The sequence below is a fragment of the Streptomyces sp. NPDC093065 genome, from assembly GCF_044754585.1.
GTDB lineage: Bacteria > Actinomycetota > Actinomycetes > Streptomycetales > Streptomycetaceae > Streptomyces.
In genome coordinates this window covers 1-20305 of record NZ_JBIVPJ010000029.1, presented here as the reverse complement: position 1 = coordinate 20305, position 20305 = coordinate 1, and the positions used below count along the sequence as shown (strand labels likewise).

The 20305-nt window shown below is 71.8% G+C and carries 17 protein-coding genes and 1 pseudogene; 9 read left to right on the top strand and 9 right to left on the bottom strand.

Annotated elements, in window-relative coordinates; translation table 11 throughout:
• Window positions 1–8 precede the first annotated feature (8 nt).
• Window positions 9–1286, bottom strand: coding sequence for a hypothetical protein (locus tag ACIQFU_RS34350; RefSeq protein ID WP_402556903.1), 1278 nt, complete (start codon window positions 1284–1286; stop codon window positions 9–11).
• Window positions 1287–1430: 144 nt separating this feature from the next.
• Window positions 1431–2567, bottom strand: coding sequence for an alpha/beta hydrolase (locus ACIQFU_RS34345; RefSeq protein ID WP_402556902.1), 1137 nt, complete (start codon window positions 2565–2567; stop codon window positions 1431–1433).
• 199 nt (window positions 2568–2766) lie between these two features.
• Here ACIQFU_RS34345 and ACIQFU_RS34340 point away from each other — a divergent pair, with 199 nt between their 5' ends.
• The 6 genes from ACIQFU_RS34340 (at window position 2767) to ACIQFU_RS34315 (ending at window position 8110) form a co-directional block, all read left to right on the top strand.
• Window positions 2767–4563, top strand: a complete 1797-nt coding sequence (locus ACIQFU_RS34340; RefSeq protein ID WP_402556900.1) for a phosphatidylglycerol lysyltransferase domain-containing protein — start codon at window positions 2767–2769, stop codon at window positions 4561–4563.
• A gap of 419 nt (window positions 4564–4982) precedes the next feature.
• Window positions 4983–5846 (top strand): dihydropteroate synthase, encoded by an 864-nt coding sequence (gene folP / locus ACIQFU_RS34335; RefSeq protein WP_402556899.1) that lies wholly within the window; start codon window positions 4983–4985, stop codon window positions 5844–5846.
• Window positions 5843–6346: a nuclear transport factor 2 family protein gene (locus tag ACIQFU_RS34330; protein ID WP_402556898.1), complete on the top strand. Its 504-nt coding sequence runs from the start codon at window positions 5843–5845 to the stop codon at window positions 6344–6346. Before folP ends, ACIQFU_RS34330 begins: the two co-directional genes overlap by 4 nt.
• Window positions 6347–6583: 237 nt before the next feature.
• Entirely contained in the window at window positions 6584–6943 is a 360-nt protein-coding gene (folB, locus tag ACIQFU_RS34325) for a dihydroneopterin aldolase (RefSeq protein ID WP_011028954.1), read from the top strand.
• The gene (gene folK / locus ACIQFU_RS34320; RefSeq protein WP_402556896.1) at window positions 6940–7551 is read left to right on the top strand and encodes a 2-amino-4-hydroxy-6-hydroxymethyldihydropteridine diphosphokinase; all 612 of its coding nucleotides are present in this window, start codon (window positions 6940–6942) and stop codon (window positions 7549–7551) included. The genes folB and folK overlap by 4 nt, the downstream gene beginning before the upstream one ends.
• 70 nt (window positions 7552–7621) lie before the next feature.
• On the top strand, window positions 7622–8110 hold the full coding sequence (locus tag ACIQFU_RS34315) for a DUF3180 domain-containing protein (RefSeq protein ID WP_402556895.1): 489 nt from the start codon (window positions 7622–7624) through the stop codon (window positions 8108–8110).
• Window positions 8111–8698: 588 nt separating this feature from the next.
• On the opposite strand, the gene folE is transcribed toward ACIQFU_RS34315, so the two are convergent.
• From folE to dacB, 6 genes are all read right to left on the bottom strand, one after another.
• The gene (gene folE / locus ACIQFU_RS34310; protein WP_402556894.1) at window positions 8699–9304 is read right to left on the bottom strand and encodes a GTP cyclohydrolase I FolE; all 606 of its coding nucleotides are present in this window, start codon (window positions 9302–9304) and stop codon (window positions 8699–8701) included.
• Between the two features lie 136 nt (window positions 9305–9440).
• Window positions 9441–11480 carry an ATP-dependent zinc metalloprotease FtsH gene (gene ftsH, locus ACIQFU_RS34305; RefSeq protein WP_402556892.1) on the bottom strand — a complete coding sequence of 680 codons (2040 nt, stop codon included), beginning with the start codon at window positions 11478–11480 and terminating at the stop codon, window positions 9441–9443.
• 193 nt (window positions 11481–11673) lie between these two features.
• Entirely contained in the window at window positions 11674–12234 is a 561-nt protein-coding gene (hpt, locus tag ACIQFU_RS34300) for a hypoxanthine phosphoribosyltransferase (protein WP_007452004.1), read from the bottom strand.
• Between the two features lie 74 nt (window positions 12235–12308).
• The gene (gene tilS / locus ACIQFU_RS34295) at window positions 12309–13367 is read right to left on the bottom strand and encodes a tRNA lysidine(34) synthetase TilS (protein ID WP_402556890.1); all 1059 of its coding nucleotides are present in this window, start codon (window positions 13365–13367) and stop codon (window positions 12309–12311) included.
• Window positions 13368–13559: 192 nt separating this feature from the next.
• Window positions 13560–14687 carry a zinc-dependent metalloprotease gene (locus ACIQFU_RS34290; RefSeq protein WP_402556889.1) on the bottom strand — a complete coding sequence of 376 codons (1128 nt, stop codon included), beginning with the start codon at window positions 14685–14687 and terminating at the stop codon, window positions 13560–13562.
• A 188-nt stretch (window positions 14688–14875) separates the two neighbouring features.
• Window positions 14876–16423: a D-alanyl-D-alanine carboxypeptidase/D-alanyl-D-alanine-endopeptidase gene (dacB, locus tag ACIQFU_RS34285; protein ID WP_402556987.1), complete on the bottom strand. Its 1548-nt coding sequence runs from the start codon at window positions 16421–16423 to the stop codon at window positions 14876–14878.
• Between the two features lie 124 nt (window positions 16424–16547).
• On the opposite strand from dacB, the gene ACIQFU_RS34280 reads away from it, so the two are divergent.
• Together ACIQFU_RS34280 and ACIQFU_RS34275 are read left to right on the top strand one after the other, a co-directional pair.
• The gene (locus ACIQFU_RS34280; protein WP_007452023.1) at window positions 16548–17039 is read left to right on the top strand and encodes an inorganic diphosphatase; all 492 of its coding nucleotides are present in this window, start codon (window positions 16548–16550) and stop codon (window positions 17037–17039) included.
• Between the two features lie 113 nt (window positions 17040–17152).
• Window positions 17153–18862 carry a threonine/serine exporter ThrE family protein gene (locus ACIQFU_RS34275; protein ID WP_402556887.1) on the top strand — a complete coding sequence of 570 codons (1710 nt, stop codon included), beginning with the start codon at window positions 17153–17155 and terminating at the stop codon, window positions 18860–18862.
• A gap of 7 nt (window positions 18863–18869) precedes the next feature.
• On the opposite strand, the gene ACIQFU_RS34270 is transcribed toward ACIQFU_RS34275, so the two are convergent.
• The gene (locus tag ACIQFU_RS34270; RefSeq protein ID WP_402556886.1) at window positions 18870–19802 is read right to left on the bottom strand and encodes a DedA family protein; all 933 of its coding nucleotides are present in this window, start codon (window positions 19800–19802) and stop codon (window positions 18870–18872) included.
• Between the two features lie 133 nt (window positions 19803–19935).
• Between ACIQFU_RS34270 and ACIQFU_RS34265 the strand changes: the two are divergent.
• A pseudogene (locus ACIQFU_RS34265) lies at window positions 19936–20186 on the top strand (heavy metal-binding domain-containing protein); the annotation flags it as partial.
• Window positions 20187–20305 lie beyond the last annotated feature (119 nt).

Below are 20305 nucleotides of genomic sequence, written 5' to 3'. Positions count from 1 at the left end.
GCGGGCGGTCAGGAGACCGCGCTGCGCAGGCCCTGCACGTCGATCTGCTCGGTCTCGTCGTGGGCGGTCAGGTCGATCACCTGCGTCACGTCCCTGGACTCCTCGCCGGCCGGCTTGAAGCCGACCTCGGCCTCGGCCTTGTGCAGGGCGAGCGCCTCCTGGCCGACCACGTCGGCGAGGTCCTCGTTCTGGACGGTCTCCAGGGCGGCGTCGGAGGCGGCCGCCGTGTCCGCCACACCCTCGGGGACCTTGGTGCCGAAGAAGTCGAAGCCGCCCTCGACCACCGGTCGCCGCGCCGGAGCCGCCGGCACCACGGCCACCGCGGTCGGCACCGTGAAGTGCCCGTCGGCCCGCCCGGTGGGCCGCGTGGACTGGGTGGGCTGCGCGGGCCCCGGGTCGGACGTCGTCGTGGGGGAGGCGGCGGCGGTGCGCTCGTGGCCGTCGGCCGCCTCGGACTGCCCCTGCGCCTCGTCCTCCTGCCCCGCCCCGGCAGGCGCCGCGCCCTCGCCGCCCCCGTCACCGTCGCCGTCCCCGTCGGAGCCGTCGACGGGGTCGACGGGGTCGGCGGCTTCGGCCCGGTCGCCACCGTCCGGGTCGACGGGCGCACCGCCGTCCAGGCGGGCCAGTGCGGCGTTCGCGCGCAGGAACAGCCGGGAGCCCTCCGGCGAGAACACCGCGGGGACGCCGGCCTCCTCGACGCTCCCGCTCTCCTCGGCCGGCGCTTCTTCCTCGGCCTTCTCGGCCTTCTCGGCCACCGTGTCCGGCGTCTCCTGGACCGGCGTCTCCTGGACCGGGGCCGTGCGGGCGGCCGGCAGTGCGGGTGTCTGCGGCGCGGCCTCGATCTCGAGCAGGCGGCGGCCCTCCAGCGCGCTGGCCCGCTCGGTCTCCGCCGTGGCGTAGCGCCGCAGCAGCGAGGCGTGCTCGTTGCGCAGCCCCGCCAGCTCGGTGCGCTTGGCCCGCAGCCGGTGCTCCAGCTTCTGCCTCAGCTCGCGCGACTCCTCCAGGTCGGACTCCAGTTCGGCGACCCGCTCCTCGAACCGCCACTCGTCGCTGGCACGCGCGCGCGTGAGGTCGGCAACCCGCCGGCCCGCCTGGGCGTCCCAGTGCCGCATGACGACCGCGCCGACCACAGCCGTCACCGCGGCGGCGGCGGCCAGTACGCGCAGGATCAGCGTCTCGCCGAACAACCAGGGCCCGAGGGCGCAGACGACCGAAACACCTGCGATCGCCGAGGGAGGAAGCAGCCTGTGCAAAGGCGGGGAATGGCGGTGACGTCCACGTGGCATGGCCAGAAACTTACCGCGCGTAGGCGAATCTTGGCGCCCCGCCCCGTAAAAACACGGCCGTCTCCGACATGTTCACAGGGCACAGGTAATCCACATCCCCGACGGCGTCCCCGACGACGGAGGAATCACTCCCGGATTCCAAGATCATTCATGAGTCCCGCCGGCCGCCAGCCGCTCATCCAGCCACCGCAGCGTCGCGGGAATCTCGCGCCGCCAGGTATTGAAGTTGTGCCCGCCGCTTTCCAGGATGATCGACGAGATCCGCGTCGGCCGCTTCTCCTTCACCAGCCCGATGAACTTCAGCGTGTCCTTGTAGTTCGTCTCGCCGGTTCTGCTGCTGGTGACGAGCAGTGAAGTGTGCGGCGCGGGCCTGTTCTTGAGACACCACCACAGACTGGCCCGGTTCTCGCGGTCCTTGTCGCCCCGGAAGAGGTCGCCCGTGGTGGGGTCGTTCGGCGCGTCGTAGTACGGGGAGAGCCCGGCCCCGGCGGCGTACACCTCCGGATGGTGCGCGGCGAGCTTCAGGGCGCAGTAGCCGCCGGTCGAGTTGCCGACGACGCCCCAGCTCCGCGGCCCCTTGTCCACCCGGTAGTGCGCACTCACGGCCTCGGGAAGGTCCTTGGCGAAGAACGTCTCCGTCTGCGGCCCGCCCGGTACGTCCACGCACTCCGTGTCGCGCGGCGGCGCCACCGTGGGCCGCAGCATCACCAGGATCATCGGCCGCATCCGGCCGGCCTTCGCCAGATCCAGCGCCGTACGCGGGTAGTGGAGCTTCTCAACCAGCGCCTCGGCCGTCCCCGGATAACCGGTCAGGACGACGGCCGCGGGAAACGTACGGCCACGGTGCCGCGCCTGGAAGTACTCCGGCGGCAGATAGACGAACGCGGGGGACGCGATCCGCGACGTGCGTCCGACGACCCGTATCTCCTCGACCCGCCCCGACACCTCGGGCCGCGACCCGCCCGCCGGTGCCACCCTCCGGTCGCCGACGACCCGCAGCGGCCCGCCGCCCGCGTCCGCGGAGTGGTCCACGACCACGCCCTGCCCGTCCTCCCGTCCGAACAGGTCGGCCCAGCTGCCGTAGAAACCGAAGGACTGGTTGGCGACCAGACCCACCGCCGCGAAGACCGCCACCTGGGTGGCGAACAGCAGACCGACCCTGCCGAGAACGGCCCGCACGCTCCGCCGCGCCAGCCTCGGCCACAGCCACACCGTCCCGGCGAACAGCAGCGCCCCGGCCACCACGGCCAGCGCCAGCACCTTGTCGCTCGTCAAACCCATGCCTTGCTACCGCCCGCGCTTTCCGTGCGCCCGTGCGTCGGTCCGTCCGTTCGTCCGGGCTTTGTGATCAGGGGAGTGAACCTCTCCCTCCGAGACACCGTCCTAGAGGGCGCAATGTCGCCGGATGCCCGAAACGGGCCCGGATCCACGGTCTCTCGCAGAACTAACAGGTGCGATGTCTGTCAGGACAGATGAGGAAATGTCGGGCTCGGTTCCGGCGAGGTCCCCCCGCGTACGGCGCATACCGCGCGGTCCCCGCCCGGAGAACGTCCCTCTCCTCGTCGGCCGCGCCTGCGTGCTGGTCGGCCTGCTGGACATCGCGGCCGGCTCCTTCCCGCGCTTCCGGCACAGTCGTATGCACGCGCTGGCCGAGGTCCTGCCGGGCGCCTTCGGACCCTTCGCCGCCGCCCTCTCCCTGAGCGCGGGCGTCCTGCTCCTCCTGCTCGCCCACGGCCTCAAGCGCCGCAAGCGCAGGGCCTGGCGGGCGGCCGTGGCCCTGCTGCCGCTCGGCGCCGTCGCGCAGTTCTCGTACCGCCACTCCCTCATCGGCGTACTGATCTCCCTGGCCCTGCTGGTCCCCCTCCTGCGCCACCGCGCCGAGTTCGCCGCCCTCCCCGACCCGCGCAGCCGCTGGCGGGCACTGGCCAACTTCGTCCTCATGAGCGCCGGTTCCGTCCTGCTCGGCCTGCTCGTGGTCAACGCCCACCCGCACCGCATGCTCGGCGACCCGAGCCTGGCCGACCGCATCACCCACGTCCTGTACGGCCTGTTCGGCGTCGAGGGCCCGGTCGACTACCGCGGCAACACGTCCTGGACCGTCGCCTTCTCCCTGGGCGCCCTGGGCCTGCTGACCGCCATCACCACGATCTACCTGGCCTTCCGCCCCGAACACCCCGCAGCCCGCCTCACCGAGGACGACGAGACGCGCCTGCGCGCCCTCCTTGCCCGGCACGGCGGCCGCGACTCCCTCGGCCACTTCGCGCTGCGCCGCGACAAGGCCGTCGTCTTCTCCCCCAGCGGCAAGGCCGCCGTCACCTACCGCGTCGTCTCCGGCGTGATGCTGGCCAGCGGGGACCCGATCGGCGACGTCGAGGCCTGGCCGGGCGCCATCGAACGCTTCATGGACGAGGCCCGCGCCCACTCCTGGACTCCCGCCGTGATGGGCTGCTCCGAGACCGGCGGCGAGGTCTGGACCCGCGAAACCGGCCTCGACGCCCTCGAACTCGGCGACGAGGCGGTGGTGGACGTGGCGGATTTCTCCCTCGCCGGCCGCGCGATGCGCAACGTACGACAGATGGTCAAGCGCATCGAGCGGGCCGGTTACGAGACCCGGGTACGGCGCGTGGCTGATCTCTCCGACGCCGAACTGGACCGCGTCCGCCGCGCCGCCGACGCGTGGCGCGGCACCGACACCGAGCGCGGCTTCTCGATGGCCCTGGGCCGCGTCGGCGACCCGGCCGACGGCGACTGCCTGATCGCGACGGCGCACAAGCAGGACGCCGAGCCGGGCGAGTACGGCGATCTGAAGGCGGTCCTGCACTTCGTGCCATGGGGCACGGACGGGGCGTCCCTGGACCTGATGCGCCGCGACCGCGCGGCCGACCCCGGCATGAACGAACTCCTGATCGTGGCCGCGCTCCAGGCCGCCCCGAAACTGGGCATCGCGCGGGTGTCGCTGAACTTCGCCATGTTCCGCGCGGCCCTCGCGCGCGGCGAGAAGATCGGCGCGGGCCCGGTCCTGCGCGCATGGCGCGGACTGCTGGTCTTCCTCTCCCGCTGGTTCCAGATCGAGTCCCTGTACAAGTTCAACGCCAAGTTCCGGCCCCGGTGGGAACCGCGCTTCGTCGTCTACCGCCGCTCCGCCGACCTCCCGCGCATCGGCTTCGCCGCGATGCAGGCGGAAGGATTCGTCACGGTGCCGCTGCCGCGGTTCCTGCGCCGCCGGACGCCGTCGCGCCGTCCCTGCGCGCACCAGGCGCCGGCGCGGGCGGCGTAGGACGGCCAGCCACCCGGGGCGGGTGTGGTCAGTGGTCCGGCGCTGACGGGGTGCCGCTGCGCCCACCCGTGCCGCCATGGGGGCACCCCCCTGGGGGAGGCGCGACTGCCCGCAGCGACGGCGGCAGGGCGGCTGCCCGCAGCTACGGCAGCAGGGCGGCTGCCCGCGGCGACGCGGCGGGTCGGAGGTGTGCGCCCGCAGCGGTCGGCGCGTCAACGCGCCGAGCCTCTTCAAGTGACCGATTCCGCGCCGTTCCGAGGACGGACACCCCCCGGCCCGCCCCCGACCCACCACCGACCCGAGGGCGCCACGCGCACCCCCACCAGAGCCGCACAGGCGCCGCAGGCACCCGCACCCGCACCACCGCCGGAGGCAGCCGCAGCGGCACCCCACCCCAGGCCACCACCTACGCTGAACACATGAGCAAGCAGACCGGCCGCCGCCGCCATCTCGCGGGACTGACCGCCTGGGACCGCTGTGCGGTCATGGGCGTCGTCAACGTGACCCCCGACTCCTTCTCCGACGGCGGCCGCTTCTTCGACACCACGGCCGCCATCAAGCACGGCCTCGACCTGGTCGCCGAGGGCGCCGACCTGGTGGACGTCGGCGGCGAGTCCACCCGTCCCGGCGCGACCCGCGTCGACGAGGACGAGGAACTCAGGCGCGTGGTCCCGGTCGTGCGCGGCCTCGCCTCCGAGGGTGTCACGATCTCCGTCGACACCATGCGCGCCTCCGTCGCCGAGCAGGCCCTCGCCGCCGGCGCCGCCCTGGTCAACGACGTCAGCGGCGGCCTCGCCGACCCCCGGATGATCCCGGTCGTCGCCGACGCGGGCGCCCCCTTCGTCGTCATGCACTGGCGCGGCCTCCTGGAGCGCGGCAACGTCAAGGGCACCTACACCGACGTCGTCACCGAGGTCGTAGACGAACTGCACGCACGCGTGGAGGCCGTTCTCGACGGCGGCATCGCCCCCGACCGCATCGTCGTCGACCCCGGGCTCGGCTTCTCCAAGGACGCCGAGCACGACCTCGTCCTCCTCGCCCACCTCGACCGCCTCCACGCCCTCGGCCACCCCCTCCTCGTCGCCGCCTCCCGCAAGCGCTTCCTCGGCCGGGTACTGGCCGGCCCGGAAGCCGCCCCGCCCCCCGCGCGCGAGCGCGACGCGGCCACCGCCGCGGTCTCCGCCCTCGCGGCGCACGCCGGCGCCTGGGCGGTCCGCGTCCACGAGGTCCGCGCCACCGCCGACGCCGTCCGCGTCGCCCGCGCCGTCGAAGGCGCCCGGTGAACGCGCCGCACCTCGACGTCGAACAGGTCGAGGCCGCCAACACCGCCTTCTACGAGGCACTGGAGGAGGGCGACTTCGAGAAGGTCTCCGAGTTCTGGCTCACCCCCTCCGACCTGGGCGTCGACGAGTCGTACCACGACCCGGCCGACTCCGGCGTGGTCTCCTGCGTGCACCCGGGCTGGCCGGTGCTCACCGGTCGCGGCGAGGTCCTGCGCTCCTACGCCCTGATCATGGCGAACACGGACTACATCCAGTTCTTCCTCACCGACGTGCACGTCTCCGTCACCGGCGACACCGCCCTGGTCACCTGCACCGAGAACATCCTCAGCGGCGGTCCCGCCCCCGACGGCGACGAGGAGCTCGGCCCGCTCGTCGGCCAGCTCGTGGTGGCCACCAACACGTTCCGCCGCACCCCCGCCGGCTGGAAGCTCTGGTCCCACCACGCCTCCCCGGTACTCGCCGAGAGCGAGGACGAAGAGGGCGACGAGACCCCGCCCTGACCGGTGGCGGCAGGCGAAGTGGTTGGAATCACGGACCACGGGGTAGGGGCGGCTACCAACCCGTGATCCACCGGGACCGCCAGGGAAAACACACGGTGAAAACCTGCCCGCGCCCCACCGCGCCCCGCACCCCGCGGCCAGGTGCTGTCGGTCCCGACGGGTAGATTCGACTGGGGCCGCCGTACCACCCGCACGTGGTACGACCGGCCGAGACCGACGACTGCAGGAGTGATTCGCGTGGATCGTGTCGCGCTGCGCGGCCTGAAGGCCCGTGGGCACCACGGTGTGTTCCCCAAGGAGCGCGAGGACGGCCAGACCTTCCTCGTGGACATCGTCCTTGGCCTGGACACCCGCCCGGCCGCGGCCGACGACGACCTGGCGAAGACCGTGCACTACGGCATCGTGGCCGAGGAGGTCGTGGCCGTCGTCGAGGGCGAGCCCGTCAACCTCGTCGAGACCCTCGCCGAGCGCATCGCCCAGGTCTGTCTGAAGCACGAAGGGGTCGAGGAGGTCGAGGTCTGCGTCCACAAGCCGGACGCACCGATCACCGTCCCCTTCGACGACGTGACCGTCACCATCATCCGGAGCCGTGTATGAGCGCCCCCTTCGCCAAGGGTCCGAGCGACCCGACCGTACAGCCCGTGCCCGCCTCCGTCATCGAGCAGGTCGACGCCGCGGACACCACCCTGTCCAACCCCAAGCGCGCGGTGATCGCCCTCGGCGCCAACCTGGGCAACCGCCTGGAGACCATCCAGGGCGCCATCGACGCCCTGGAGGACACCCCGGGCGTGCGCGTCAAGGGCGTCTCGCCCGTCTACGAGACGGAGCCGTGGGGCGTCGCCCCCGACAGCCAGCCCTCGTACTTCAACGCGGTCGTGATCCTGAAGACGACGCTGCCCCCGTCCTCGCTCCTGGAGCGGGCGCACGCGGTCGAGGAGGCGTTCCACCGGGTCCGCGACGAGCACTGGGGCCCGCGCACCCTGGACGTCGACATCGTCGCCTACGCCGAGGTCGTCTCCGACGATCCGCAGCTCACCCTCCCCCACCCGCGCGCCCACGAACGCGCCTTCGTGCTGGCTCCCTGGCTCGACGTGGACCCCGAGGCCGCGCTGCCCGGACAGGGTTCGGTGGCCGACCTCCTGGCCGCCGTCACCCGCGACGGCGTCGCGCCCCGCGCCGACCTGGAACTCCGGCTGCCCGAGTAGTCGTTAAGGTCGACGAGGACGACGAGACGACGAGGTCGGGACGACCGCGCCGGGGAACCGAAGGGACACCGTGAAAGAGCTGCGCATCAGGGTGCTGGCCGGCGTGTTCGTCGTCGCGGGGGTGCTGTCCTGGGCCGGCGCCCGCCTGTGGAACTCGGTCGGGACCCTGCCGAGCGTCCCCCTGGCCGCCCCCGTCGTCCTCGCCCTGATCGCGGTGATCCTGCTGGCCACGGCACTCTCGATCCGCGCCCGTCTGAAGGCCCAGCGGGAGCGGGTGCCCGGCGCCAAGGGCGTCGACCCGATGATGGCGGCCCGCGCCGTCGTCTTCGGCCAGGCCAGCGCCCTGGTGGCCGCCCTCGTCGCCGGCATGTACGGCGGCACGGGCGCCTTCCTGCTGGAGCACCTCGACGTCCCGGCCCGCCGAGACCAGGCCATCTACGCCGGTTCCTCGGTCGTCGCGGGCATCGCCGTCATAGCGGCCGCCCTCTTCATGGAGCGGGTCTGCAAGCTCCCGGAGGACGAGGACGACGACCACCCGGGCGCGGCCTCGGCGGCGTGACGCGCCGGGCTCACCAGGGCCGGCGGGCCAGGTGTCCGTTGACCAGGAAGCCGGGATAGGGGCTGAGTCGGTAGCTCCAGAGGATGAACGGCTTGTTCACGGTGGTGCGCGTCGCCACCGACGTACTGCCTCATCAAAGCCTCCAGACGGGCGGGCAGCCCGGTGGCGACGGTGAGGCAGGCCGCATGGCGCTCGGCGAACGCCTCGTCATTGACCACCAGGGACACGTAGTTCCTGCCGACAGTCCCATCCGCGCAGGCGGCGCCGATCAGGCAACCCAGCTCGTAACCCGGCTCGACGGTCAACCGCGTGCGGCACAGCTTCCTCGCCTGCGTCCGGGCGGGCACCGTCCCGGTGGCGTCCCTCGCGTGGACCCGGCCGTCGGGCGTACCCAGCATCCGGTCGGGACCGTGCGCTCCCCGTCCGGCATCCACAGACGGCAGCCCACTCGCACGTCCCGCGCCCGCAGCCGCCCCTCGACGGCGTTCACCGTCTGCTTGCTGGGCAGTCCGCACCCCATGGCGATCCCCCTTGATCAGTGACCGACTCACTGACCAAGGACGGTATCGGGCACCTCCGACGATCGGTTCAGCGCGCCAGTATCAAGCTCATTGCCTCAGCACGCGTCGTAGCGTCCCGAAGCTGACCGCGCACCGCGGACGTCGTGGTCTTGGCGCCGGGCTTGCGAACCCCGCGTACCGACATGCACATGTGCTCGGCCTCAACGACGACGATCACGCCCCGGGCCTCGAGGATCCGCATCAGCGAGTCGGCGACCTGCGTGGTGAGACGTTCCTGCACCTGCAGGCGGCGCGCGAAGACTTCGACCAGCCGTGCGAGCTTCGACAGACCGGTGATCTTGCCACTCGCCGCCGGGATGTAGCCGATGTGGGCCACACCATGGAACGGCAGCATGTGATGTTCGCACAAACTGACGATTTCGATGTCCTTCACCAGGACCATCTCGTCGTGGCCGATGTCGAACGTCGTCGTCAGTACATCCTCGGGCTCCTGCGCATGCCCCGCCAGAAGCTCCCGATACGCCCGCGCCACGCGCGCCGGGGTCTCCCGCAGACCCTCGCGGTCCGGGTCCTCGCCGACCGCGATGAGCAGTTCGCGTACGGCGTTCTCGGCCCGCTTCTCGTCGAACTCGCCGATCTGGCCCTCGCCGTCCAGCGTCACGGGGTCGGTCATCTGATGCCTCGTTCCTGATCCGTCCTGCGAACGGCATACGGAAATGCCGCACCCCCCAAGGCTAGAACCTGGGGGGCGCGGCATACATTCCGGGCCTGGTGGGGCCGCCGGGAGGGGCGACCCGGGACGGCCGGGGTCAGCTCTCCGGGCGGTCCTCCGGTGCCCGTTCCGGTGCCGGGGCAGGCTCCACCGTGGTGCTCTTGGTGGTGGAGATCGCCGCCGTCGCGCCGTTCGCACCGTTCGTCAGGGCGAGCTCCTTCGGGGAGAGCACCGGCGGACGGGTCGAGGGCGTGCGGCGGGAGGAGCCGGTCCAGGCGGGCCGGGCCGGGCGCTTGACGATCTGGGCGAAGACCTCGGCGATCTCCTCCTTGCCCAGCGTCTCCTTCTCCAGCAGCGCGAGGACGAGGTTGTCGAGGACGTCGCGGTTCTCGACCAGGATCTCCCAGGCCTCGTTGTGCGCCGTCTCGATGAGCTTCTTGACCTCTTCGTCGACCAGCGCGGCGATCTCTTCCGAGTAGTCGCGCTGATGAGCCATCTCACGGCCGAGGAACGGCTCGCTGTTGTCGCCGCCGAACTTGATCGCGCCGAGACGCTCGGTCATGCCGTACTGCGTGACCATCGCGCGGGCCAGGCCGGTGGCCTTCTCGATGTCGTTGGCCGCGCCCGTCGTCGGGTCGTGGAAGACGAGCTCCTCGGCCGCGCGGCCGCCCAGCATGTACGCGAGCTGGTCGAGCATCTCGTTGCGCGTGGTCGAGTACTTGTCCTCGTCCGGGAGCACCATCGTGTAACCGAGGGCCCGGCCTCTGGAGAGGATCGTGATCTTGTGGACGGGATCGGAGTTCGGTGAGGCCGCCGCGACCAGGGCGTGACCGCCCTCGTGGTACGCGGTGATCTTCTTCTCCTTGTCCGACATGATCCGGGTCCGCTTCTGCGGGCCCGCGACCACGCGGTCGATCGCCTCGTCCAGCATGTGGTTGTCGATCAGCTTCTGGTCGCTGCGGGCCGTCAGCAGGGCGGCCTCGTTCAGCACGTTGGCCAGGTCGGCACCGGTCATGCCGGGCGTACGGCGGGCGACGGCCGACAGGTCGACGTCGGGTGCGACCGGCTTGCCCTTCTGGTGGACCTTGAGGATCTCCAGACGGCCCTGCATGTCCGGGCGGTCGACGGCGATCTGCCGGTCGAAGCGGCCGGGTCGCAGCAGCGCGGGGTCGAGGATGTCGGGCCGGTTCGTCGCGGCGATGAGGATCACGCCGCCCTTGACGTCGAAGCCGTCCATCTCGACGAGCAGCTGGTTCAGGGTCTGTTCGCGCTCGTCGTGACCGCCGCCGAGGCCGGCGCCGCGGTGGCGGCCGACCGCGTCGATCTCGTCGACGAAGACGATGGCCGGCGCGTTCGCCTTGGCCTGCTCGAACAGGTCGCGCACTCGGGAGGCACCGACACCGACGAACATCTCGACGAAGTCGGAACCGGAGATCGAGTAGAACGGCACGCCGGCCTCGCCCGCGACGGCGCGCGCGAGCAGGGTCTTGCCGGTGCCGGGCGGGCCGTACAGCAGCACGCCCTTGGGGATCTTGGCGCCGACGGCCTGGAACTTGGCCGGCTCCTGCAGGAACTCCTTGATCTCGTGGAGTTCCTCGACGGCCTCGTCGGAGCCCGCGACGTCGGAGAACGTCGTCTTCGGCGTGTCCTTGGTGATGAGCTTCGCCTTGGACTTGCCGAAGTTCATGACCCGGGAGCCGCCGCCCTGCATCTGGTTCATCAGGAACAGGAAGATGACCACGATGAGGACGAAGGGAAGCAGGGTGATCAGCAGCCCGACGAACGGGTTCTGCTTCGACGGCGACACCGTGTAGCCGTCGGGGATCTGCTTGTCCTGGTACTTGTTCTGAAGTGTGCTGGCGAGGGTCACGCCCTGGTCGCCGATGTAGCTCGCCTGGATCTTCGAGCTGCCTTCGACCTTCTGGCCGTCCTTGAGCTGAACCTTGATGTTCTGCTCGTCACCGGTGGTCAGCTTGGCCGACTCGACCCTGTTGTCGTTGATCGCCTGGACGACCTGGCCAGTGTCCACCGTCTTGTAGCCGCCGGACGAGCCCACGACCTGCATCAACACGACCACGGCAAGGACGGCCAGCACGATCCACATGATTGGCCCACGGAAGTATCGCTTCACGTCCATCCACACGGAGCGGTGTCGCCCCGTCCCTCCTGCCATAGTGAGTTTGATAAGACAGTTCTTCTGACGGTACCCCAGCGTGGCGGCCCTCAGCCGCACGGGCGGGCCGACGTCCCGTCTGCATGCTCCAACGGCGCGGGGGCCTCAGGGGTTCCCGGTGGCCCGCCGAAACGCCGTGGACCGCGCTGCGGGCGCGTCAGCCGCCGTACACGTGGGGCGCGAGCGTACCGACGAACGGGAGGTTGCGGTACTTCTCGGCGTAGTCGAGGCCGTAGCCCACGACGAACTCGTTGGGGATGTCGAAGCCGACCCACTCGACGTCGATGGCGACCTTCGCGGCGTCGGGCTTGCGCAGCAGCGTGCACACCTTGAGGGAGGCGGGCTCGCGCGAGCCGAGGTTGGAGATCAGCCAGGACAGGGTCAGGCCGGAGTCGATGATGTCCTCGACGATCAGGACGTGGCGGCCCTTGATGTCGGTGTCGAGGTCCTTGAGGATCCGCACCACACCGGAGGACTGGGTGCCCGCGCCGTACGAGGACACCGCCATCCAGTCCATCGTGACCGGGGTGGACAGCGTGCGCGCCAGGTCGGCCATGACCATCACGGCGCCCTTGAGGACGCCGACGATGAGCAGGTCCTTCCCCGCGTACTCCGCGTCGATCTTCGCGGCCAGCTCGGCCAGCTTCGCGTCGATCTCTTCCTTGGTGATGAGTACCTTCTCGAGGTCGGCACCCATGTCGTTCGCGTCCACCCGCATCACTTTCGGTCGTCCCACCGGCCACTCCGGAACGCCCCGGCGATCCGTGCGCGGATCGGTGGGAGGGTCCGGATTCAGCCTTGCCGAATCACCAGTCTGCCACCCTGCCGCCGGGCGACGACTTTGCCGGGGAGGTTGATGGCTCCCTGACCGCGCCAGCCGGTGATCAGCCGGTCGACTTCCTCGATGTGGCGGGCGAACAGGGCGCCGCCGGGGGCGCCGGCCTCCAGGGCGGCGCGGCGCAGGATCCGGCGGCGTACGGCGGGCGGCAGGGCGTAGAGCTTGGCGCACTCGAGGACGCCGGTGGCGTCGCGGACGCCGACCTCGGCCTGGTGGGCCCAGGTGTCGAGGGCGTCGGCGTCGTCCCGGGAGAGCTGGGCCGTACGGGCGAGGGCTTCGACGACGCCCTTGCCGAGCGCCTTCTCCAGGGCGGGCAGGCCTTCGTGGCGCAGCCGGGAACGGGTGTAGGCGGGGTCGGCGTTGTGGGGGTCGTCCCAGACGGGGAGGGACTGGACCATGCAGGCCTTGCGTGCGGTCTGGCGGTCGACCTGGAGGAAGGGGCGCCGGTAACGGCCGCCGGCCCCCGAGACCGCGGCCATGCCCGACAGGGAACGGATGCCGGAGCCGCGGGCGAGGCCCAGCAGGACGGTCTCGGCCTGGTCGTCGCGGGTGTGGCCGAGCAGGACGGCGGCGGCGCCGTGGCGGGCGGCGGCCTCGTCCAGCGCCGCGTAGCGGGCGTCGCGGGCGGCTGCTTCCGGGCCTCCCTCGCGGCCGACGGTCACGGCGGTGGCCTCCGCCGGGTCGAGGCCGAGTTCGCGCAGGCGCAGGACGACCTCTTCGGCGCGCAGGTCGGAGCCGTGCTGCAGGCCGTGGTCGACGGTGACGCCGCCGGCGCGGATGCCGAGCCGGGGGGCCTCGAAGGCGAGGGCGGAGGCGAGCGCCATGGAGTCGGCGCCGCCGGAGCACGCCACGAGGACGAGCGGGGAGTCGGGGAGTCCGGACGCGCCCTCGGGCGTGCGTCCGGCGGCCGTCGCGGCGGGGACGCCGGCCGGAGTGTTCAGTTCGGTGAGGATGTCGTGGAGGACGCGGCGGACCGCCAGGCGTATCGCCGCGACCGCAGGATGGGGACCCATGTCCGGTGCCCTTCATGAAGTTGTCGGGGGTGAGCCCGAGGTTCGGTCACGCAGAGTGTGTAGATGGTGACAGAAACGGGCCGATACCCGAGCATCGCACGCCTGCCGAAGGCTCACGGTCCCTCGGACGGGTGATTGAAGGGTCGTTCGCCTGCCGTCGGCCGGAATCGTTTCACGCCCCGCCCGCGCGGCTCACGCCTCCGGCTTGCGGTGCACCCGCGCGATCCAGTCCGCCGGTTTGGCGATCTCCGACTTGGTGGGGAGCGTGTTGGGCGAGGTCCACACGCGGTTGAAGCCGTCCATGCCGCACTCGTCGACGACGGCGCGTACGAAGCGTTCGCCGTCGCGGTACTGGCGGAGCTTGGCGTCCAGGCCGAGCAGCTTGCGCAGTGCCATGTCGAGGCGGGAGGCGCCCTTGGCGCGACGCTGCTGGAACTTCTCGCGGATCTCCCCGACGGTGGGCACGACCGCCGGTCCGACGCCGTCCATCACGAAGTCGGCGTGTCCCTCCAGGAGGGACATCACGGCGGTGAGGCGGCCGAGGACCTCGCGCTGGGCCGGGGTCTGCACCAGTTCCACCAGGGACCGGCCGCCGTCGTCCTCCTCCGTCTCGGGGCGGCCTCCGGCCAGCGTCTGGGCGGCCTCGCGGACCCGTTCGAGGACGGTCATGGGGTCGACGTCGGTCTCGGCCAGGAACGACTGGATTTCGCCCTCGAGGTGGTCGCGCAGCCAGGGCACGGCGGTGAACTGCGTGCGGTGGGTCTCCTCGTGCAGGGTCACCCACAGGCGGAAGTCGTGCGGTTCGACGTCGAGTTCGCGCTCCACGTGCACGATGTTCGGCGCGACGAGGAGCAGTCGCCCGCCGCCGTTCGCGCCGGCGGGCAGTTCGCGGGTGGCGGGGGCGAAGGTCTCGTACTGGCCGAGGACCCGGGAGGACAGGAACGACAGCAGCATGCCCAGCTCGACGCCGGTGACCTTGCCGCCGACGGCGCCGAGGACCGCGTTGCCCGTGCCGCCGCCGCGCCGCTCCTGCATCTTCTCCAGCAGGGGTTTGAGGAGCTCCCGGAACCCGGCGACGTTGGCCCGGACCCAGCCGGGCCGGTCGACCACCAGGACGGGGGTGTCGTGGGTCTCCTCGGTGCCCATGCGGGTGAAGCCGCGGACGTGTTCCTCCGAGGACTTGGCATGGCGGCGGAGTTCCCCGACGACGGCCCTGGCCTCGTCGCGGCTCACCTCGGGGCCCGGCCGTACGAGCCGGGTCGCGGTCGCCACCGCGAGGTTCCAGTCGACCATGCCGGAATTTGCGCCGATGCTCGTCATGGGTCAACGGTACGGGAGCGCTGCCGCTGGGGGCAGGCTGTGCGGTGCCCGGGGGACGCCTACGAGGTCGGCAGGGCCGAGGTCCATTGCCGAGGCACCCGGCGTTGCAGGCCGTGCCCACCCTCCCCCATTGCCTGAACGGCATGGGAGGTACCCCCATCGCCCTGCGGAACGACTGCCCACGGCGGTCAGGAGGCCAGCGTCGTCGCCGCCCGGTCCAGAGCCGACTGGGCCGACCAGGCGTCCGTCGTGCCGTGGGCCAGGAAGGCGAAGGCCAGGAGGTGGCCGTCGGGGGTGGTGACCGTGCCGGCGAGGGTGTTCACGCCCGTGAGGGTGCCGGTCTTGGCTCGGACGAGGCCCGCTGCGCCGTCCGTGTAACGGCCGGCCAGTGTGCCGGTGAAGTGGGCGACGGGGAGGCCGGTGAGCACCGCGCGCAGCTGGGGCCGGGACGGGCCGGCCGCCTCGGTCAGCAGGGCGGTGAGCAGATCGGGGGTGATCAGGTCGGTGCGGTCGAGGCCGCTTCCGTCGTGGAACCGCGCGCCGCGCACCGGCAGGCCGAGCTGCTTCAGGCGGGCCGTGACGGCGGCTCCCGCCCCGGCGAAGTCGGCGCGTTTGCCGGTGGCCACCGCGGTGTGGCGGGCCAGGGCCTCGGCGAGGTCGTTGTCGCTGTTGGTCAGCATCCGCTCGACCAGGGCCGACAGCGGGGGCGAGGAGACGGTGGCGAGGGTGGTGGCGCGGCCCGTGGCCTTGGAGGGGCCGGGGGGCGAGGTGGTGATGCCGTGCTGCTTCAGGAGGTCCGCGAAGGTGCGGGCGGCGGCGTCCGCGGGGTCGGGGACGCGCGGGGCGGGACCGCTGGTGGAGTCGTCGGTGCGGCCCTCGTCGGCCATCAGCGCGGTGACGCGGGCCAGGTTCTCGTTGACGCCGATCGGGTGCAGGTCCGTGCCGGCGTAGAGCGTCGTGTCGTACGACAGCGTCACCTTGCGCACGTCGCGTTTCTTCAGGGCGGCGGCGGTCTGCTCGGCGAGGGTGCGCAGGCCGGCGAGGCCGTGGGCCTCCTCGCGGGCGGTGAGGGTGGGGTCGCCGCCGCCGACCAGGACGAGTTCGCCGGTGTCGGGCTCCAGTGCGGTGCGGGTGGTGAGGCGGTGGTCGGGGCCCATGGCGGTGAGGGCGGCGACGGCGGTGGCGATCTTGGTGGTGGAGGCGGGGGTGAGGGCGGCGTCGGAGTCGAGGCCGTACAGGCGCTTGCCGGTGGTGAGGTCGACGACGGCCGCCGCGCGGTGCTCGCCGAGTGCGGGGTCGTCCCTCAGCAGGGGGTCGAGGAGGGCCGCGAGGTCCTGGTCGCCGGGTGCCGCCTTGACGCCGCCGGGGGTGGCGGCGCCGTCGAGCCCGGTCAGTACGGCACCGGCGCTGGGCGCAGGACGGGGCGAACCGGACGCCGTACCGGAGGCCGCTGCTCCGCGGCCGTGATCTGTGCCACCCGCGTGCTCCGTGGCGACGGCGCGGTCCCGCTCGGCCGTACGCTGACCCGTGGAGTCCCAGGGACCGGCGGCGGTCACCACACCGGCGGCCAGTGCCAGCCCGGCGGTGGCGGCACCGGCGGTGTACTGCCAGGTCTTCGGCCTCGTGATCCGGGCGAGCCGCGGCGCGGCGGCCCGTGCGAACCGTGCGACCCGCGGTGCGGCGGTCCGGGCGAACCGTGCCAGACGGGGACGTACGGCGCCCGCGGCCCGCACCACATGCGGTCTCGCGGTCCGCCAAGGCCTCAGCTCTGGCACTGTCACCAGCCCCTTTCGCGATCACACACCTGCGTGAGGGACACTTAACCACCAGAACTATGTGCTGATCATGGAGGAGCGTCCGGTGGAGTTCGACGTCACGATCGAGATCCCGAAGGGTTCGCGGAACAAGTACGAGGTGGACCACGAGACCGGTCGTATCCGCCTGGACCGCCGCCTGTTCACCTCGACCGCCTACCCGACCGACTACGGCTTCGTCGAGAACACCCTCGGCGAGGACGGCGACCCGCTGGACGCGCTGGTCATCCTGGACGAGCCGACCTTCCCGGGCTGCCTCATCCGCTGCCGCGCGATCGGCATGTTCCGGATGACGGACGAGGCCGGCGGCGACGACAAGCTGCTGTGCGTGCCGTCGACCGACCCGCGTGTGGAGCACCTGCGTGACATCCACCACGTGTCGGAGTTCGACCGCCTGGAGATCCAGCACTTCTTCGAGGTCTACAAGGACCTGGAGCCCGGCAAGTCCGTCGAGGGCGCCGACTGGGTCGGCCGCACCGACGCCGAGGCCGAGATCGAGCGGTCCTACAAGCGCTTCAAGGACCAGGGCGGCCACTGACCAGGTGCCCCTCCGGTGACGGGCCGCACGCACACGCGTGCGGCCCGTCCGCGTTTGAGTGACCATACTGAGGTCAACAGGAGGGTGTGTTCGTACCAGGGAGCGTTGCGCAGGTGACGGAGGCGGAGGACCCCAAACCGCAGTCGGACGAGGCCCGCAGTGCCTTCCGGCAGCCCAGTGGGATCGCGGCGTCCGTCGACGACGAGTCGTCGACGACGTCCGAGTTCGAGATCCCCCGGGGGCTCGCCGTCCCGCGACACGCCGGCACCGAGTCCGAGACCACCTCGGAGTTCTCGCTCCCCGACGGACTGGAGGTGCCGCAGGCCCCGCCCGCGGACACCGAGGGCTCGGCGTTCACCATGCCGAGCACGCACAGCGCGTGGACCGCCCCGGCCGCCTTCACCCCGGCGAGCGGTTTCCCGGCGGTGAGCCTGACGGACGTGCCCTGGCAGGACCGGATGCGCGCCATGCTGCGCATGCCGGTGGCCGAGCGGCCGGCGCCCGAGCCCTCACAGAAGCACGACGACGAGACCGGCCCCGCCGTGCCGCGCGTGCTCGACCTGACGCTGCGTATCGGGGAGCTGCTGCTGGCGGGCGGCGAGGGCGCCGAGGACGTGGAGGCGGCCATGTTCGCCGTCTGCCGGTCCTACGGCCTGGACCGCTGCGAACCGAACGTCACCTTCACCCTGCTGTCGATCTCCCATCAGCCGTCCCTGGTCGAGGACCCGGTGACGGCGTCGCGGACGGTCCGCCGCCGCGGCACCGACTACACCCGGCTCGCGGCCGTCTTCCACCTGGTGGACGACCTCAGCGACCCCGACACGAACATCTCCCTGGAGGAGGCCTACCGGCGTCTCGCGGAGATCCGCCGCAACCGGCACCCGTATCCCACCTGGGTGCTGACCGTGGCGAGCGGTCTGCTCGCGGGCGGGGCCTCGCTGCTGGTCGGCGGTGGGCCGACGGTGTTCTTCGCGGCGATGTTCGGCTCGATGCTCGGCGACCGGCTGGCCTGGCTGTGCGCCGGGCGCGGGCTGCCGGAGTTCTACCAGTTCGCGGTGGCCGCGATGCCGCCCGCCGCGATGGGCGTCGTGCTGACGGTGACGCACGTCGACGTGAAGGCGTCGGCGGTCATCACCGGTGGACTGTTCGCGCTGCTGCCCGGGCGGGCGCTGGTCGCGGGGGTGCAGGACGGTCTGACCGGCTTCTACATCACCGCCGCCGCACGTCTGCTGGAGGTCATGTACTTCTTCGTCAGCATCGTCGCCGGGGTGCTGGTGGTCCTGTACTTCGGGGTCCAGCTGGGCGCCGAGCTCAACCCGGACGCCAAGCTCGGCACCGGTGACGAACCGTTCGTGCAGATCTTCGCCTCGATGCTGCTGTCGCTGGCCTTCGCGATCCTGCTCCAGCAGGAACGGGCCACCGTGCTGGCGGTCACCCTGAACGGCGGCGTCGCCTGGTGCGTGTACGGCGCCATGCACTACGCCGGCGAGATCTCGCCGGTGGCCTCCACGGCCGCCGCGGCGGGGCTCGTGGGCCTGTTCGGGCAGCTGATGTCCCGGTACCGGTTCGCGTCGGCGCTGCCGTACACGACCGCGGCGATCGGGCCGCTGCTGCCCGGTTCGGCGACGTACTTCGGTCTGCTGGGTATCGCGCAGGGCGAGGTCGACGCGGGACTGCTGTCCCTGTCGAACGCGGTGGCGCTGGCGATGGCCATCGCGATCGGGGTGAACCTGGGCGGGGAGATCTCCCGGCTGTTCCTGAGGGTGCCCGGCGCCGCGAGTGCGGCGGGGCGCCGGGCGGCCAAGCGGACGCGGGGTTTCTAGCCCGGGATCAGCGCCCCTGGTTGTACGGGTACTGGTCGCCGTACTGCTGGTGCTGGTGCTGGTCGCCGTAACCCTGCGGGTACTGCTGGGCGTACGGCTGCTGCGGTGGCTGCTGGTACTGCTGGGGCTCTTGGTACTGCTGAGGCTCCTGGTACTGCTGGGGCTGCTGGTACTGCTGGGGCTGCTGGTACTGCTGCGGCTGCTGCGGCTGGTCGTACGGGTCCACCCTGCGGAGCTGGGTCGTGGCGTCGTCCATCACCGGGTAGGGGGGCTGGTGCTGCTGCTGGGGCGCCGCAGGGGCCGGCGAGGCCTCGGCGGCGCGCTGCTTCTTCTTGCGTTCGCGCAGGTACTCGATGCCGATCGGCACGACCGAGACCAGGACGATCACGACGAGGATCGCCTCGACGTTGGTCCGGATGAACTCGATCTGGCCGAGCCAGTAGCCCGCGAGGGTGACGCCGGTGCCCCAGGCGACGCCGCCGATGACGTTGTACGTGAGGAAGGTGCGGTACTTCATCCGGCCGGCGCCCGCCACGATCGGGGCGAAGGTGCGCACGATGGGCACGAAGCGGGCCAGGACGATCGCCTTGGGACCAAACTTCTCCATGAACTCGTGCGCCTTCTCCAGGTTCTCCTGTTTGAAGAGCTTGGAGTTGGGGCGGCTGAAGAGCTTGGGGCCGAAGAACTTGCCGATCATGTAACCGACCTGGTCGCCGAGGACGGCGGCGCCCACGATCAGGGCGCACACCAGCCACAGCGGCTGGCTGATGTACTGGCCCTGGGCGACGAACAGGCCCGCGGTGAACAGCAGCGAGTCACCGGGCAGGAACGCGAAGAGTCCCGACTCGGCGAAGACGATGAGCAGGATGCCCGGCAGACTGAACGTCTCGATCAGGTAGTCCGGGCTGATCCACTCGGGACCGAGCGCAAGGGTGGTCACGGGATTGTGGCTCCTGCTGCTGGGGGAGGCGGGCGGTACCTGGCTGCCCAAACGTACAACGCAGCCGCGGTGCCCCGGGTTCCACGGTGTGCCTTGGGGTGCGCCGTGACGTTCCCCGGGGAACCTGAGGACCATGGGAATTGAAGAATACGGCGGCGGCCGGGGCCCGCAGCCCGACGTGCTCGTCGTGCCGGGCTGAAGTCGCTGGTCGGCGGTGAGCTGCGCGGCCTCACCAAGACACTGGTCGAGCCCCGCAACCAGGCGATGGAGCGGCTGGTCGAGCAGGCACGCGCGCGGGGAGCGAACGCGGTGCTGTCCTTCCGTTTCGACGTGACGGAGGCGACGGACGTGGGCACCGAGGTGTGCGCGTACGGGACGGCGGTGGGGGGGGGGCCGGGGGGGGGCCCCCCGGGGGGGCCCCGGCCCCCCCCCCCCCCCCCGGGGGGGGCCCCCGGGGGGGGGGCGGCCGGCGGGGCCGCGGGGGGGGGGGGGGGCCCCCGTGG